The organism is Pseudomonas sp. MH10 (assembly GCF_034353045.1).
GTDB lineage: Bacteria > Pseudomonadota > Gammaproteobacteria > Pseudomonadales > Pseudomonadaceae > Aquipseudomonas.
In genome coordinates this window covers 402169-415982 of sequence record NZ_CP133783.1, presented here as the reverse complement: position 1 = coordinate 415982, position 13814 = coordinate 402169, and the positions used below count along the sequence as shown (strand labels likewise).

Annotated in this window: 13 protein-coding genes; 4 read left to right on the top strand and 9 right to left on the bottom strand. The window is 57.6% G+C overall.

Going from position 1 to position 13814, the window contains the following annotated elements; translation table 11 throughout:
* Window positions 1-44: 44 nt before the first annotated feature.
* Together RHM59_RS01885 and RHM59_RS01880 are read left to right on the top strand one after the other, a co-directional pair.
* Complete coding sequence (locus tag RHM59_RS01885) at window positions 45-893, top strand: NAD-dependent protein deacetylase (RefSeq protein ID WP_322164949.1); 849 nt, start codon at window positions 45-47, stop codon at window positions 891-893.
* A gap of 127 nt (window positions 894-1020) precedes the next feature.
* A complete protein-coding gene (locus RHM59_RS01880; protein ID WP_322285821.1) occupies window positions 1021-1596 on the top strand; it encodes a nuclear transport factor 2 family protein in 576 nt (191 codons plus the stop codon).
* 43 nt (window positions 1597-1639) lie between these two features.
* Here RHM59_RS01880 and RHM59_RS01875 read toward each other — a convergent pair whose 3' ends face one another.
* Window positions 1640-2491, bottom strand: a complete 852-nt coding sequence (locus tag RHM59_RS01875) for an urea carboxylase-associated family protein (protein ID WP_322285820.1) — start codon at window positions 2489-2491, stop codon at window positions 1640-1642.
* A gap of 108 nt (window positions 2492-2599) precedes the next feature.
* Between RHM59_RS01875 and RHM59_RS01870 the strand changes: the two genes are divergently transcribed.
* Window positions 2600-4036 (top strand): MFS transporter, encoded by a 1437-nt coding sequence (locus RHM59_RS01870; protein WP_322285819.1) that lies wholly within the window; start codon window positions 2600-2602, stop codon window positions 4034-4036.
* 3 nt (window positions 4037-4039) lie between these two features.
* On the opposite strand, the gene RHM59_RS01865 is transcribed toward RHM59_RS01870, so the two are convergent.
* From RHM59_RS01865 to RHM59_RS01845, 5 genes are all read right to left on the bottom strand, one after another.
* Entirely contained in the window at window positions 4040-4264 is a 225-nt protein-coding gene (locus RHM59_RS01865) for a DUF6555 family protein (protein WP_322164953.1), read from the bottom strand.
* A 171-nt stretch (window positions 4265-4435) separates the two neighbouring features.
* The gene (norR, locus tag RHM59_RS01860; RefSeq protein ID WP_322164954.1) at window positions 4436-5986 is read right to left on the bottom strand and encodes a nitric oxide reductase transcriptional regulator NorR; all 1551 of its coding nucleotides are present in this window, start codon (window positions 5984-5986) and stop codon (window positions 4436-4438) included.
* Between the two features lie 1070 nt (window positions 5987-7056).
* The gene (locus RHM59_RS01855; RefSeq protein ID WP_322164955.1) at window positions 7057-7275 is read right to left on the bottom strand and encodes a DUF2945 domain-containing protein; all 219 of its coding nucleotides are present in this window, start codon (window positions 7273-7275) and stop codon (window positions 7057-7059) included.
* Window positions 7276-7309: 34 nt separating this feature from the next.
* Window positions 7310-9133, bottom strand: a complete 1824-nt coding sequence (locus RHM59_RS01850) for a glycoside hydrolase family 15 protein (RefSeq protein WP_322285818.1) — start codon at window positions 9131-9133, stop codon at window positions 7310-7312.
* Complete coding sequence (locus RHM59_RS01845; RefSeq protein WP_322164957.1) at window positions 9126-9926, bottom strand: glucose 1-dehydrogenase; 801 nt, start codon at window positions 9924-9926, stop codon at window positions 9126-9128. Before RHM59_RS01845 ends, RHM59_RS01850 begins: the two co-directional genes overlap by 8 nt.
* Window positions 9927-10127: 201 nt before the next feature.
* On the opposite strand from RHM59_RS01845, the gene RHM59_RS01840 reads away from it, so the two are divergent.
* Entirely contained in the window at window positions 10128-11099 is a 972-nt protein-coding gene (locus RHM59_RS01840; RefSeq protein WP_322164958.1) for a LysR family transcriptional regulator, read from the top strand.
* Here the strand turns inward: RHM59_RS01840 and pstB are convergent.
* From pstB to pstC, 3 genes are read right to left on the bottom strand one after another with little or no spacing between them, the layout of a single operon-like run.
* Window positions 11080-11859, bottom strand: a complete 780-nt coding sequence (gene pstB, locus RHM59_RS01835) for a phosphate ABC transporter ATP-binding protein PstB (protein ID WP_322164959.1) — start codon at window positions 11857-11859, stop codon at window positions 11080-11082. The genes RHM59_RS01840 and pstB overlap by 20 nt on opposite strands.
* Entirely contained in the window at window positions 11859-12755 is an 897-nt protein-coding gene (gene pstA / locus RHM59_RS01830) for a phosphate ABC transporter permease PstA (protein WP_322164960.1), read from the bottom strand. The genes pstB and pstA overlap by 1 nt, the downstream gene beginning before the upstream one ends.
* The gene (gene pstC / locus RHM59_RS01825; protein ID WP_322285817.1) at window positions 12752-13747 is read right to left on the bottom strand and encodes a phosphate ABC transporter permease subunit PstC; all 996 of its coding nucleotides are present in this window, start codon (window positions 13745-13747) and stop codon (window positions 12752-12754) included. Before pstC ends, pstA begins: the two co-directional genes overlap by 4 nt.
* Between the last annotated feature and the right edge of the window lie 67 nt (window positions 13748-13814).

Sequence of the window (13814 nt, the reverse complement as noted above, 5' to 3'; positions counted from 1 at the left end):
CACCTGCCCAGCCCCCCCCGGCGCCTTGCAACGGAGCTTCCCCGATGATCGACAGCCTGACCCGCGACGGCGTGGAGACTTTGTGCCAGTTAATGGACGAACGGCCGTTTCTAGTGCTGACCGGGGCCGGGATCAGCACGTCCTCCGGGATTCCGGACTACCGGGATAAAGACGGAGTTCGCCGGGGCAAAGCGCCGATGATGTATCAGGACTTTATCAATGCGCCCACCGCACGCCAGCGCTACTGGGCACGGGCGATGCTCGGCTGGCCACGTATTCGCCTGGCCCGACCCAATGCGGCGCATGATGCTTTGGCGGAGTTACAGGCGCGGCAATTGATCAACGGGGTCATCACGCAAAACGTCGACACACTGCACGACCAAGCCGGCAGCCGCGATGTTATTGAACTCCACGGCAGCCTGCACCGGGTGGTCTGTCTCGACTGCGGGCAGCGCACCGATCGCGATGCAGTCCAAGTGATCCTGGAAACCCAAAACCCCTACTTATCGGGAGTCGATGCGGTACAGGCACCCGACGGCGATACGTTGCTTGATCCGGCGTTCGAAGCGCGTTTCCAAGTGCCGCACTGCCCGCACTGTCAGGGCGATCGCTTGAAACCGGACGTGGTTTTTTTCGGCGAAAACGTTGCCCAGGTCACTGCCGTCAAAGCCATGCACAGCGTTGAGCAGGCCCAAGGGCTGTTGGTGGTGGGTTCATCGCTGATGGCATTTTCTGCGTTCCGTTTGTGCCGAGCCATGGCCGATCAAAAAAAACCGCTGATCGCCATCAACTTCGGCAAAACCCGCGCTGATGAATTTCTCGATTTGAAAATCGAAGCTTCCTGTGAGCTGCTGCTGCCGTTGATCGCTGAGCGGCTGGGCACCTTCGAGTAAACCTCTCGGCGCTGATGCGACAAGGCAGCGCACCCCCCAAGAAAACTGATCAATCTCTGCTTTTGCATGTCAGATTGAGTAGCTCGGCATCATCTCGGGCACCGTTGTGCACACACAGGGGCTGGACATGTACGAATACCTTGTAGATCGAATGACCATTGCGGATTTGATTAACGGCTGGATTTATCGAGATCTGGCGCAATGGGACAGTCTGCGCGAATTGTTTCACCCCGAGGGCACCATTGAGGTGACCTGGTTTGAAGGCCTGTTCAGTGAGTTCGTCGACGCGTCGATGCATATGGGCAGCTCGGATTTACGCACCAAGCACTTTATTGCCGCGCCCATGGTCACGTTCAACGCGTGCCGGGCCATCGTTGAAACCAACGCGATCATCGTCGGCGAAAACGTCACCCTAGGGCTGGGATGCAGCGTTCACAATCGTTTTTATGATTGGGTTGAACAACGCAATGGTGTTTGGAAGATCATCAAGCGCCAGAGCATTTACGACATGGGATCGTTCACCTTCCCTCAGGGCGTGGTCGACATCGACGCCGAGACCCTTCAGCGTTATCCCCGGGAATATGCGCCGCTGGCCTACGTGCTGGAAAAAAGCGGCTTCCCGGTGACACGGGTGTTCGCCACCAAAGGCAGCCAGATGGAAACCGACATGAAAACCGCCGGGCTGGCCTGGTTGGCGCGCTGATAGCTGTTCGTTAAGGGGCTGCCAGCGGGCAACCCCATACGTGCTATTTTTCCCACTCAGCCTTGGCAATCTCCAAGCCGTGCAAGCCTTTATAGGCCGCGCGTTCCGGTTGTTTCCAGCCGTCCAGCAGGCTGTTATCGAGTTGATAAATTTCCACCCCCAGCGGCCGGCAAACGGTCAATGGGTCTTGCGCGTCAGGCCCCCACATGGCCAAGGACAAGTCACCCCCCGGACAGGTCGACAGCGCGCACAACACGTCGATTTCCGCGAAAAACTCAAGGTAATCGCCCTTCTTCGCCGGACAGGCTTTCATGAAGTACATGTCGTCGTGGTTCAGGCCGGTGCATTGAAAGATGTTCAACACATCATGCACATCGAATTCGGTCAGCCCGTGAGGCAATACCGCGCGCGTCAGGTTTGAGTGGCAGTGATGATGGAAGTCTTCGCCGGTCAGCATCTTGTTCACATAGGGATCGCAACGGGTGCCGAGCAGATCGTGCAGACGGCCGCCATGTTCATCGATACCGTAACCGGCCAGGCTGTCGTCGGTGATGGTCGCCATTGGCCGCAGAAACGGTAGGTTCGACCAGAGCCGATCATAGGTGCTGACGTGGGCGCCCTGGAGTTGCCGGGTGCGTGCGGCCCACATCCGTTCGCGGGGGTCGTGGGCGTTCCAGATATTGAAATCCCCCACCTGCGGGCCGACCGGGGTTGTGACTCGAAACACCTGCCCCGCCGAGACTTTCCAGGCGCGCCCGGTGCGGATCGGCACTTCGAACTGCTCAACCAGGGTGCGGGCGCCCGTCTGTTCGCGGATGCGTTGATAAAAGGCTTTATCGACGTTGAGCGCCGAGCCTTTACTGACCTGATAAGCCGCAGGGTAATCTTTGTACATGGGGCAATGGCCTCTCGCTGGAAAAAGGGCTGACACATTCGGCCGAATGAATGTAACAATTTATCGCACAAAAAACGCACCTTCTGCCCTTGGATTTGGAAAGCCCGCATGTCCACGCTCTCCCCCGCCGCCACCCCCGACAGTGCCACTATTACCGATGGCGTCGACCCGATTCGCGCCGCCTTTATTTCGGCGCGCATCGACCGGCTACCCACGGTCGCAACGTTATGGCGGCTGGTGGCCTTGCTGTCGATTGGGGGATTTTTCGAGCTGTATGACTTGTTTCAGACTGCATACATCAGCCCAGGGCTGATCCGTGACGGGATTTTCGCCACCGGCAATCTGGGGGTGTTTGGCTTCTCCGACCAGGCGGCTTTTGCCTCAGCAACTTTTCTTGGGTTGTTTCTCGGCGCCAGCCTGCTCAGCCCGATTGCCGACCGGTTTGGGCGGCGTGCGATCTTTACCGTGGCGTTGATCTGGTACACAGTCGCGACCGTGCTGATGGGCGTACAAAGTTCGGCGCTGGGCATCATCGGCATGCGCTTTCTGGTTGGCATCGGGCTCGGTGTGGAGCTGGTCACGATTGACGCCTACCTGTCGGAGTTGGTGCCCAAACGCATGCGCAGCTCGGCCTTCGCCTTTGCGTTTTTCGTGCAGTTCTTGTCGGTGCCGGCGGTGGCGTTAATGTCCTGGTGGCTAGTGCCCCAAGACCCGTTCGGGGTCTCCGGCTGGCGCTGGGTGGTACTCGCCAGTGCTGGGTTCGCGTTGTTCATCTGGTGGTTGCGTTCGCGTTTACCGGAGTCGCCGCGCTGGCTAGCGCAGCAAGGTCGGTTCGAAGAAGCCGAGCAGATCATGGACAACCTTGAAGCGCGCTGCCTAAGCGATCATGGCAAAGCGTTGGAGCAGCCGGAGCCAAAGGCAGTTGCGGTTGAGGGTGTAGGACGCTTTGCCGACATGTGGCAACCGCCTTACCGCAGGCGTTCACTGATGCTGATCGTGTTTCATGTATTCCAGGCCATCGGTTTTTTCGGTTTCGGCAATTGGTTGCCTGCGTTGCTGTCCGGCCAAGGTGTCAGTGTCACTCACAGTTTGATGTACGCCTTTGTTATTACCCTCGCTTATCCGCTCGGGCCGTTGCTGTTCGTCAAGTTTGCCAACCGGTTCGAAAACAAATGGCAAATTGTCGGTTCGGCGCTGGGAAGCATGATCTTTGGAACACTGTTCGCACTGCAAACATCCGCAGTGGGGCTGATGGTGTGCGGCATCATGATTACCTTCTGCAACGCTTGGCTAAGTTTCGCGTACCACTCTTATCAAAGCGAACTGTTCCCGACCAATATTCGCGCGCGGGCGGTGGGGTTCTGTTATTCGTTCAGCCGTTTATCGACCGTCTTCAGCAGTCTATTGATAGGGGTCTTTCTCGATCACTTCGGCACACCCGGCGTGTTGGCATTTATCGTTAGCAGCATGTTGATCGTAATGATCACCATCGGTCGTTTCGGGCCACGCACGCGCAACCTGGCACTGGAGAACATTGCCCACTAGCCGTCAGCCCTGTGCCCACTCAACGTCCGTAATGCCGAAATGTTCGGCGTACGGGCGCGACACCCGAGGCACTCTTTCCAGCCGGTACTTAGGAATCCGGCCAATGCCCGCATCGACACTTGCGTGGTGCCATGCTTCGGTGTTGTCCATGAATTCAGCGCTGATATAGAACGATTTGAAACTGCCATTAAGCAAGTAATCGATTCTGTAATGTTTGGAATGGTTCATCTACTGGCGGCCTCATCAACTCAATCCTAGAGAATCAGATGACACGCCGCTATTAAGAAAAATTCCGTGCTTAGTTCCGAGCGGTATAACAACAACGCAAGCGGATACAGTTGGTTACAGAGTGCAATCAAATGGATGAATAAAACATGCCAGTTTGCCAGCACCTACCCCTCAACGGATACCCAGGCGCTTCGCCAGACGACTCAAGTTAGCGCGATCTACTCCTAACTCCCGGGCTACGTCGACCCATTTCCCCTGATGACGGGACAATGCATCTTTGATCAACGTGTGTTGATAAGCATCCACAGCCTCTTTTAAACCCTCGCCTTGATTGAGTCGGGTTACTTCGCTCGTGGCCTCGGGTTCTGCTCGCGATGCTTGTTCGTCCATCCCAAGGTGCTGCGCCTCAATGGTTAGAATACGCGGCCGCTCGGCATGGCTCGCAAGCGCTTTGAGGGTGGCGCGACTGATCAGGTGTTCCAGCTCACGAACGTTGCCGGGCCACGCATAACCCACCAGCAACTTTTGCGCGTCCGGGTTTAAACGCAAACTGCGCAGGCCCATTCGCGCACGATTTTCTTCAAGGAAAAAACCAGCCAGCAGCAACACATCTCGGCCGCGCTCACGCAACGGCGGTACGCGCAGCGGGTAGACGCTCAATCGATGGTAAAGGTCCGGCCGAAAACGCCCGGCGCGCACCTCTTCGGCGAGGTCGCGGTTGGTTGCTGCGATGATCCGTACATCGACATGGTGTTCCTGGTCGGATCCCACCCGTTGCAATTGGCCGCTTTGCAATACCCGCAACAGTTTCGCCTGAACCGCCAGCGGCATCTCACCGACCTCATCGAGAAAAATCGTACCGCCGTCGGCCAGTTCAAACTTGCCGCTGCGTCCGCTCACTGCGCCGGAGAACGCGCCTTTGACGTGGCCGAAAAGCTCGCTCTCTACCAGTAGCTCCGGCAACGCGGCGCAATTAAGGCTGATCAGCGGTTTCTGCGCCCGCGGTGATTGAAGGTGCAGCGCTTCGGCGACCAATTCTTTGCCAACACCGGTTTCGCCGGTGATCAACACCGATAACGCGCTATTGCCGACCAGTTCAATTTCTTGTTGCAGGCGTTTGTGAATGGGGCTCTGACCCATCAACTCTCGCGGCCCGCGCCCGCCCGCTGCGCGCTTATACACCTCGGCCAGTTGGCGTTGATCCTCAACGTTGCGCGCCAGCTGGTTGATGCGTTCGCTGGCCATTACCGTGGCGGCGGCCAGACTGACGAACGCTTCAAGGGTGTCGAGATCGACCCGGCCAAAGGTTGAGGGATCCAGCGCGTCGAGGGTGATCAGGCCCCAGGGCTTGTCCTGTAAATACAAAGGGCAGCCGAGGCAGTCGTGAACTTCAAGGTGCCCGTGGTGGCCTTCGACCAAGCCATCGTAGGGGTCGGGCAATGCGCAATCCATTGAGAACCGAGTCGGGCTGCGGTTTTCCAGAAGGATTTTTAGACGGGGATGCTCTTCGACCTTAAAGCGTCGGCCCAGGGTATCTGGACTCAGCCCTTCTACCGACAACGGAATCAGCACATCGCCCTCAAGCTTGAGCAACGCCACCGCATCGCATGGTAACAACTGACGCAGCGCATGCAGCAGCCGTCGATAGCGCTCATCATCCGGTAATTCCCGTGACAAATCGGCCACCAAAGGCACCAGCGCGAGCAGCAGAGGGTTAGTCATTGTGACTCCATGAATGCGGTCATCAGGACCGCATCGCATTATCAAAATGACTCGTACAAATTGCAACAAAACCTGTGGGAGACGTGGTTTGAGGTTGCAGGGTGTCAGGACGGACGCCTTCCCGAATAAATTCGGTCCCACAGACTGGCGATGCACACATTTCCGTAGGCGCTGCGAAGGCTGCGATCAGATTTCAGTGCCGACTACTCCGTGTTTGCCAAAAGTCGCTGTGGGAATTGGCTTGCCAACGAAAGCGTCATTGCAAGCGACCCAGGTTTCAAGTCGATATCAGCGGCGCGATTATCGGCCTCTTCGCAGGCAAGCCTACTCCCACAGGATTTGTGGCTGCTTGCTATTAACCCTGTCAATGCAACCGCAGAGCCGTATCGGCCTCGCCGCTTCGGCACCGCCTACAGAACCTTGGTGGTTGCTGCTACAACGCGTTGAGGCCTATGTTTCTGTGGGAGTCGGCTTGCCAACGAAAGCGTCATTGCAAGCGACCCAGGTTTCAGGTCCATATCAGCGGCGCGATGCGGGCCTCTTCGCAGGCAAGCCTACTCCCACAGGATTTGTGGTTGCTTGCTATTAACCCTGTCAATGCAACCGCAGAGCCGTATCGGGCTCGCAGCTTCGGCACGCCTACAGAACCTTGGCGTTTGCTGCTTCAACGCGTTGAGGCCTATGTTTCTGTGGGAGTCGGCTTGCCAACGAAAGCGTCATTGCAAGCGACCCAGGTTTCAAGTCGATATCAGCGGCGCGATTATCGGCCTCTTCGCAGGCAAGCCTACTCCCACAGGATTTGTGGCTGCTTGCTATTAACCGTGTCAATGCAACCGCAGAGCCGTATCGGCCTCGCAGCCTTCGGCACCTCCTACAGAACCTTGGTGTTTGCTGCTACAACGCGCTGAAGGACCACCTCAGGGCATGAATGGATTCGGTCCCACCGATTCAGGTGGTGCACAGACTTCTGTAGGTGTCGAAGGCTGCGATAGGGTCCGAAGGACCTTCGCCAACACGGGCTCCACAGATGGCTGCCCGCCCGGATACACACACGAGCCCCACCGTCCCAATCAACTATTCGCCACCCGCTCTAACGCTTCTTCTTTGTGCATCGCCAGGTGCCCGGTCTTGTCACTTTTCACTTCGTATTGCGGTTGTTCTTCAGTGGCATGCCGGGTTTTGCCCATGAATTCAACTTCTTGCACATGCACTTTGGTGACTTTGCCGATGATATGTCCGGCCTCTGAATTCCAGCGAACGTGATCACCCACTTTGAAAACATGGCTCATGACACACTCCTTTTTATGTTGTTAATAGGACCGCTCAGGGCTGCCACTGCGTGTCGTCATGGTCCAGTTTTCGGTCAAGGAAGCTGGCTGCGCTGATCAACGCCAAGTGGCTCAACGCTTGGGGGGTATTGCCCAGATGGCGACCGTGGGTGTCGAACTCTTCGGCGTATAGTCCCAACGGATTCGCGTAGCGCAGCAACTGTTCAAACTCCAGATGGGCTTGGTCCACTCGGCCAGCGCGGGCCAGGCATTCGACGTACCAGAACGAACACGCGGTGAAGGCGCCTTCATCCCCTTCCAACCCATCACCGTTGGCATCGTCGTTGCGGTAACGGTAGACCATGCCATCGCGAACCAAGTGACGTTCAATGGCCTCCAGGGTCGACAGCCAACGGGGGTCGCTGGCCCCGACAAAGCGCACCAACGGCATTAACAACATGAAGGCATCTAAATTACGGCTGCCGATGTGCTGCACAAAATGCCCGAGGTCCTTGTCCCAAAAGTGGCTCCAGATATCGTCGTGAATCGCTTGGCGCTCTTTGTCCCAACGATCAAACGGTGCAGGCAGCGAACGCTTGAAAGCCAGGCGCAAGGCGCGGTCCAAAGCCACCCAGCACATCAGCCGCGAATGCAAAAAGTGCTGATCCTGACCGCGCATTTCCCAGATCCCGACATCCTTGTCTCGCCATTTCTCACACACTTGGTCCACCAAGCGCGTCGCGTGTTTCCAGCCGTCGTAGGAAATCGCCTCGCCGTACTTGTTGGCCAAATACACCGCGTCCATCAGTTCGCCGTAAATGTCCAACTGGGTCTGCTGATACGCCTCGTTGCCAATGCGTACCGGGCTGGCACCGCCGAAACCGGACAGGTGCGAGAGTTCTTCTTCGGGCAGCTCTTCGCGACCGTCCAACGCGTAAAGAATCCCGAGGTTTTGCGAGTCATCACAGCAATCGCCCATGCGGCCCCGCACCCAGCGCATGAACGCGTTGGCTTCGTCGATATGGCCCAAACGCATGAACGCGTAGACGGTAAACGAGGCGTCGCGGATCCAGGTGTATCGATAATCCCAATTGCGGGTACCCGCTGTGGCCTCCGGCAAGCCGAAGGTGGCGGCGGCGATGATTGCGCCGTGCTTGCGTGACGTTAATAGCTTCAAGGCCAACGCCGAGCGATGGACCGTCTCGCGCCAGCGGCCACGGTAGTTGGACTTGGCGCTCCAGGTACGCCAAAAGCTCAGGGTTTCATCCATGTAGCGTTGGCATTTACCAGCGTCGACTTGCGAATCGTCGACTGCGCCCAAAATGAATTCGACGAATTCCCCCTGCTTCAGCTCAAACTCGGCCGTGGCGGCCTGACCGTCAAGCTGCAGCGGCTGGGTGCCGGACAACCGCATGCCCGGTTGGCCGGGCGCGGAAAAGCACACGTCTTCGCCGTCCATCTGCGCTTGGGTGTTCGCGCGGCTGTAGTCCAGACGTACAGCGCAGCGCATATGAATCATGGCGCGGCCATAGCGAACATTGACCCGACGGACGATTCTCGGCAAATCATCTTCGCTGTGGGTGATGGGCATCAGGTCCGTGACTTCGATCACCGCCTCTTCAGCAATCCAGCGGGTTTGCAGGATATTGGTGTTGGGCAGGTAGATTTGCTGGCGACGGGCATCAGGCAGGTCCGGTGCCAGTTGAAAGATACCGGCCTGCGGTGTGTCGAGCAGCGCGGTAAAAATCGACGGGCTGTCGAAGTCCGGCCAGCAGCAAAAGTCGATGCTGCCGGTGTCGGCCACCAGAGCAGCGCTGCGCATGTCGCCGATGATGCCGTGGTTCTCGATAGGGTTTTGCGCTTCGTGTCGATCAACCATTGTCGCGAAACTCCGGGTACAAGCTCATGCCACCGTCGATGAACAGCGTGGTGCCGTGGACATAATCAGAGGCGTCCGAAGCCAGCCACACCACCGCATTGGCCACATCCTCGGCGTCACCGATTCGGCCATAAGGGATCAGCTTAAGCAGTTTTTCCGCCGCCGCGCCGTGGGTCGCGGCCTCATTGATCGCGGTACGTATGGCGCCCGGCGCAATGCTGTTGACCCGAATTCGCTGCTGCCCGACCTCTTGCGCAATGGTGCGCATCAGCATATCCACTCCGCCTTTAGAGGCGGCGTAATTGGCATGCCCGGCCCAAGGGATAAGCTGGTGCACCGAACTCATGTGAATAATTTTACCCGCCGCGCGGGAGACGCCAGTCCGGTCTCCTTGTTTGGCAAATTGGCGTAAAGCCGCCCGTGCGCAGAGAAACTGACCCGTCAGGTTGACCTCTATCACCGTGTTCCAGTCCGCCAGGCTCATTTCGGCAATAGGTGAATCCTTCTGCAAACCGGAATTGGCCACCAAAATATCGATATAACCAAAGGCTTTGATCGCCTCGGCAAACAGGTGCTCGACCTGGTCTTCCTTCGACACATCCGCACCGATGGCGATGGCCTGGCCTCCGGCGGCGCGAATTTCATTGGCCAATTGCTCGGCCGGTTCGGGATGCGAATTGTAGTTGATCACCACCGCCGCACCCGCAGCCGCAAGGGCCCGCGCTGCTCCTGCCCCGAGCCCGGAACTGGCACCCGTGACCAAAGCGACTTGCTGTTTCAGTGAGATATACATGGGAACTCAGCCTCTCGGTTAGCCTGTAAAAACTGACTGGTGCAGATACCCCTAAGTTCATTTCCTGCTATTACTTGAGGGATACCGGACTAAAGCCGAGGTAGACGGTAGGACAACCAGCTTCCTAAACTGTCGGCTGTTTTCGCGCGCGCGTGTTTTTGGCCGTTCGGCCATATGTGGATGTACAGGGGACGGCAACAGATGAATCGCAACGAATTGCGCAAAGCTGACATCAATTTGATGGTGGTTTTCGAAACACTCATGCAAGAGCGCAACGTAACCCGTGCCGCCGAAAAGCTGTTCCTCGGCCAGCCCACTATCAGCGCTGCATTAAACCGCCTGCGCACGCTTCTCAATGACCCATTGTTTGTTCGAGTCGGTCACCGAATGGAGCCGACCGCCAGGGCCTTGGAAATCATCCAGCACCTGTCGCCTGCGCTGGACGCGATGTCCACGGCGCTGAGCCTGACGCGTGACTTTATCCCCGCCGACAGCAACATGACGTTCCGCATCGGGTTGTCCGACGACGTTGAATACGGCCTGTTGCCTGCGTTATTACGCGCGATCCGCATAGAAGCACCGATGATCGTGATCGTGGTCAAGCACGTTGATCATTGGAATATGTCGGAACTGCTGATGTCCGGTGAAATCACCGTGGGCATTAGCCGCACTGAAGACTTGCCGGCCAACGCCAAGCGTAAAACCCTCAGAAACATGTACCCGAACGTGCTGCGAGCCGATGCCTCCTCGACACCGCTGACCCTTGACGAGTACTGCTCACGCCCCCACGTGGTGGTCTCGCACACAGCCAACGTCAGTAGCTTCTCGGACGAGTGGCTGCGGGCAATCGGTCGTAAACGCCATGTGGTGCTGTCGATTCCACAATACAGCACGTTGCCGGCGCTGATGGCCGGCACCGACCTGCTGGCGAGCTTGCCCGATTACACGGCGATTGCCATGGCCGCAGCATCTAGAACACTGACCGCCGAACCCCTACCCTTCGTCACACCCACCATGGAGCTGTCGATGGTTTGGCTCAGCCTCAGTGACACCGACCCTGCTGAGCGCTGGCTGCGCGGCAGGCTCGAAGCATTCATGAGCGACCGGCCGCAGGACCCCACCCCCGTTGTCGAGACGAAGGTGAATACCGCGCTTAGCCGAATCGCCCTGTGATGTAGTCTTCGGTCTGGGTTTTACTCGGTTTGGTAAAAATGGTATCGGTGTCGCCATGTTCGATCAGTTCACCCATGAACATGAACGCGGTGTAATCCGAGACCCGTGCCGCTTGTTGCATGTTGTGGGTGACGATGATCACCGTGAACTGCTCTTTGAGGTCGGTGATCAATTGCTCGATGCGGCCGGTGGAAATCGGGTCGAGGGCCGAGGTTGGTTCGTCGAGCAGCAACACTTGTGGGCGTAAGGCGATGGTCCGGGCAATACACAGGCGTTGTTGTTGGCCACCGGACAGGCTTTGCGCGCTGTGCTTGAGTTTGTCTTTGACCTCATCCCACAACGCGGCGCCATGCAGCGCTTGCTCTACGCGGTCTTCCATCTCCCGACGCGAGAGTTTTTCATGGTGCCGTACGGCGTAAGCAATGTTGTCGAAAATCGACATCGGGAACGGCACCGGCTTCTGGAAGACCATGCCGACGTGGCTGCGCAGCCGGTTCATCGAATAGCCCGGCGCCAAAATATTTTCGCCATTGAGCAACACTTCACCCTTGGCTTCCTGCTTGGGGTACATCGCGTAAATACGGTTGAACACCCGCAGCAGCGTTGACTTCCCACAGCCCGAAGGCCCGATGATTGCAGTGATGCGCTTTTCAGGAATGTCCATATTGATGGACTTCAGCGAGCGTTGGTCGTTGTAGAAGAACTCCAGGTCGCGCACGCGAATTTTGGTTCTTTCATTGGCTAGGGCGAGGTTATTCATCAGGTCAACCTATTGCGCAAAAGGATCAAACGGGACAGCAAGCTGAGGATCAGCACGAACAGCGTCAGGATCAACGCGCCCGCCCAAGCCAAGGAATGCCAGTCGTCAAAGGGGCTCATGGCGTACTGGAAGATCACCACCGGTACGCTGGCAATCGGCTTGAGCAGGTTGCTGCTCCAGAACTGATTACCAAATGCAGTAAACAATAACGGCGCGGTTTCGCCGGTAATCCGCGCCAGGGCCAGCAGCACACCCGTGACAACTCCGGCCTTGGCCGCACGCAGAACGATTTGCAGGGTCAACTTCCATTGCGGTACGCCCAGGGCCAAGGCGGCTTCGCGCATGGTCGAGGGTTGCAACTGAAGCATTTCATCGGTGGTACGCACCACCACCGGGATCACCAACAGGGCCAGGGCCAAGGCGCCGGCAAGGGCCGAAAAGCCGACTTGATGGTTAGTCAGCAGGTTCAGCGGCAGGATGACCCCGGTGTAGATGAACAGGCCCAGCACGATAGACGGCGCCGACAGCAAGATGTCGTTGATGAAACGAATGGTGGTGCCCAGTCGGGTATACCGCGCAAATTCCGCCAGCCAGATGCCAGCCATCAAACCAATCGGCGTACCGATCACCAGCGCGATGCCAGACATCAACGCGCTGCCGTAAAACGCGTTGGCCAAACCGCCTTCAGTACCCGGCGGGGGGGTCATCTCAGTGAACAACCGCAGGTTCAGCGCCTGGAATCCGTTGATAACGGTAGTGAGCAGAATCCAGACCAACCACAACAATCCGAACAAGGTGGCGCCACAGCTCAAGCTCATGGCCAGCCAGTTCTTTATATTGCGACGCCGGTAAAGGCGCTCGTTGCTGACTTTATGAGAATCAGTTGCATCTGTCATAGCCCCTCCTTACGCGAAAGGCGCATCAACATCAGTCGCGCCAAGGCCAGCACGATGAAGGTCACAACGAACAGCAAGAAGCCCAGGGCAATCAACGCCGAGCGGTGCAGGTCGGTGTATGCCTCGCTGAACTCGTTGGCGATCACCGAGGCGATCGAGCTGCTGGGCATCAGCAATGACGCCGAAAACTGTTGGGCGTTGCCCAACACGAATGTTACCGCCATGGTTTCACCAAGTGCCCGGCCCAACCCCAAAAAAACACCGCCGACGACGGCTGATCGGGTGTAGGGCAGAACGATGTCCCAGACCACTTCCCAAGTCGTGCTGCCAAGGGCATACGCGGACTCTTTGAGCGTGGTGGGTACGCTGCGGAACACTTCATGCATTACCGAGGTAATGAACGGCATGATCATGATCGCCAGGACGATGCCCGCGGTCAGCATGCCAATCCCCAGTGGCGGTCCCTGGAACAACGAACCAATCAACGGCAATGCACCGAGGTAGTCATTGATCCAGGGCGACAGGTACTGCGCCATGAACGGGCCGAACACAAACAGCCCCCACATGCCGTAAATAATCGAGGGAATCCCGGCCAGCAGTTCGACGGCCGAAGCAATCGGCATCCGCAGCCAAGGGGGTGCAACTTCCGTCAGGAAAATAGCGATACCGAAGCTAACGGGCACCGCGATCAGCAACGCCAGAAACGAGGTAACCAGCGTGCCGTAGATCGGTACCACGGCACCGAAGTGACCGTTTACCGCATCCCATTCGGTGCTGGTCAGGAAATCCAGGCCGAACGTTCTAAACGCCAGACTACCGCCCCACAAGGTGGACCCGGCAATGCTGATCAGCAAAAACAGGACCAGCAGTGCAGCGCCCATCATCGAACGTCGAAACCACAGATCGTGACGTTGATCCCGAGCAGCGTGTTTGTCGCCAAGACTGTCGACGCTGGAGTGTGTCGTGGACAGGGTTTGGGTGTGTTCAGTCATCAAGGTCCACTCGCAAGAATGCTCCCTGTCATCCCACCTTAATGGCGGGACGAGAGGGAGCCAAAGG

Bases quoted from the DNA above. Each gene is read 5' to 3' on its own strand.
- RHM59_RS01885 (WP_322164949.1), top strand. From the start codon at position 45: ATGATCGACAGCCTGACCCGCGACGGCGTGGAGACTTTGTGCCAGTTA.
- RHM59_RS01880 (WP_322285821.1), top strand. From the start codon at position 1,021: ATGTACGAATACCTTGTAGATCGAATGACCATTGCGGATTTGATTAAC.
- RHM59_RS01875 (WP_322285820.1), bottom strand. From the start codon at position 2,491: ATGTACAAAGATTACCCTGCGGCTTATCAGGTCAGTAAAGGCTCGGCG.
- RHM59_RS01870 (WP_322285819.1), top strand. From the start codon at position 2,600: ATGTCCACGCTCTCCCCCGCCGCCACCCCCGACAGTGCCACTATTACC.
- RHM59_RS01865 (WP_322164953.1), bottom strand. From the start codon at position 4,264: ATGAACCATTCCAAACATTACAGAATCGATTACTTGCTTAATGGCAGT.
- norR (WP_322164954.1), bottom strand. From the start codon at position 5,986: ATGACTAACCCTCTGCTGCTCGCGCTGGTGCCTTTGGTGGCCGATTTG.
- RHM59_RS01855 (WP_322164955.1), bottom strand. From the start codon at position 7,275: ATGAGCCATGTTTTCAAAGTGGGTGATCACGTTCGCTGGAATTCAGAG.
- RHM59_RS01850 (WP_322285818.1), bottom strand. From the start codon at position 9,133: ATGGTTGATCGACACGAAGCGCAAAACCCTATCGAGAACCACGGCATC.
- RHM59_RS01845 (WP_322164957.1), bottom strand. From the start codon at position 9,926: ATGTATATCTCACTGAAACAGCAAGTCGCTTTGGTCACGGGTGCCAGT.
- RHM59_RS01840 (WP_322164958.1), top strand. From the start codon at position 10,128: ATGAATCGCAACGAATTGCGCAAAGCTGACATCAATTTGATGGTGGTT.
- pstB (WP_322164959.1), bottom strand. From the start codon at position 11,859: ATGAATAACCTCGCCCTAGCCAATGAAAGAACCAAAATTCGCGTGCGC.
- pstA (WP_322164960.1), bottom strand. From the start codon at position 12,755: ATGACAGATGCAACTGATTCTCATAAAGTCAGCAACGAGCGCCTTTAC.
- pstC (WP_322285817.1), bottom strand. From the start codon at position 13,747: ATGACTGAACACACCCAAACCCTGTCCACGACACACTCCAGCGTCGAC.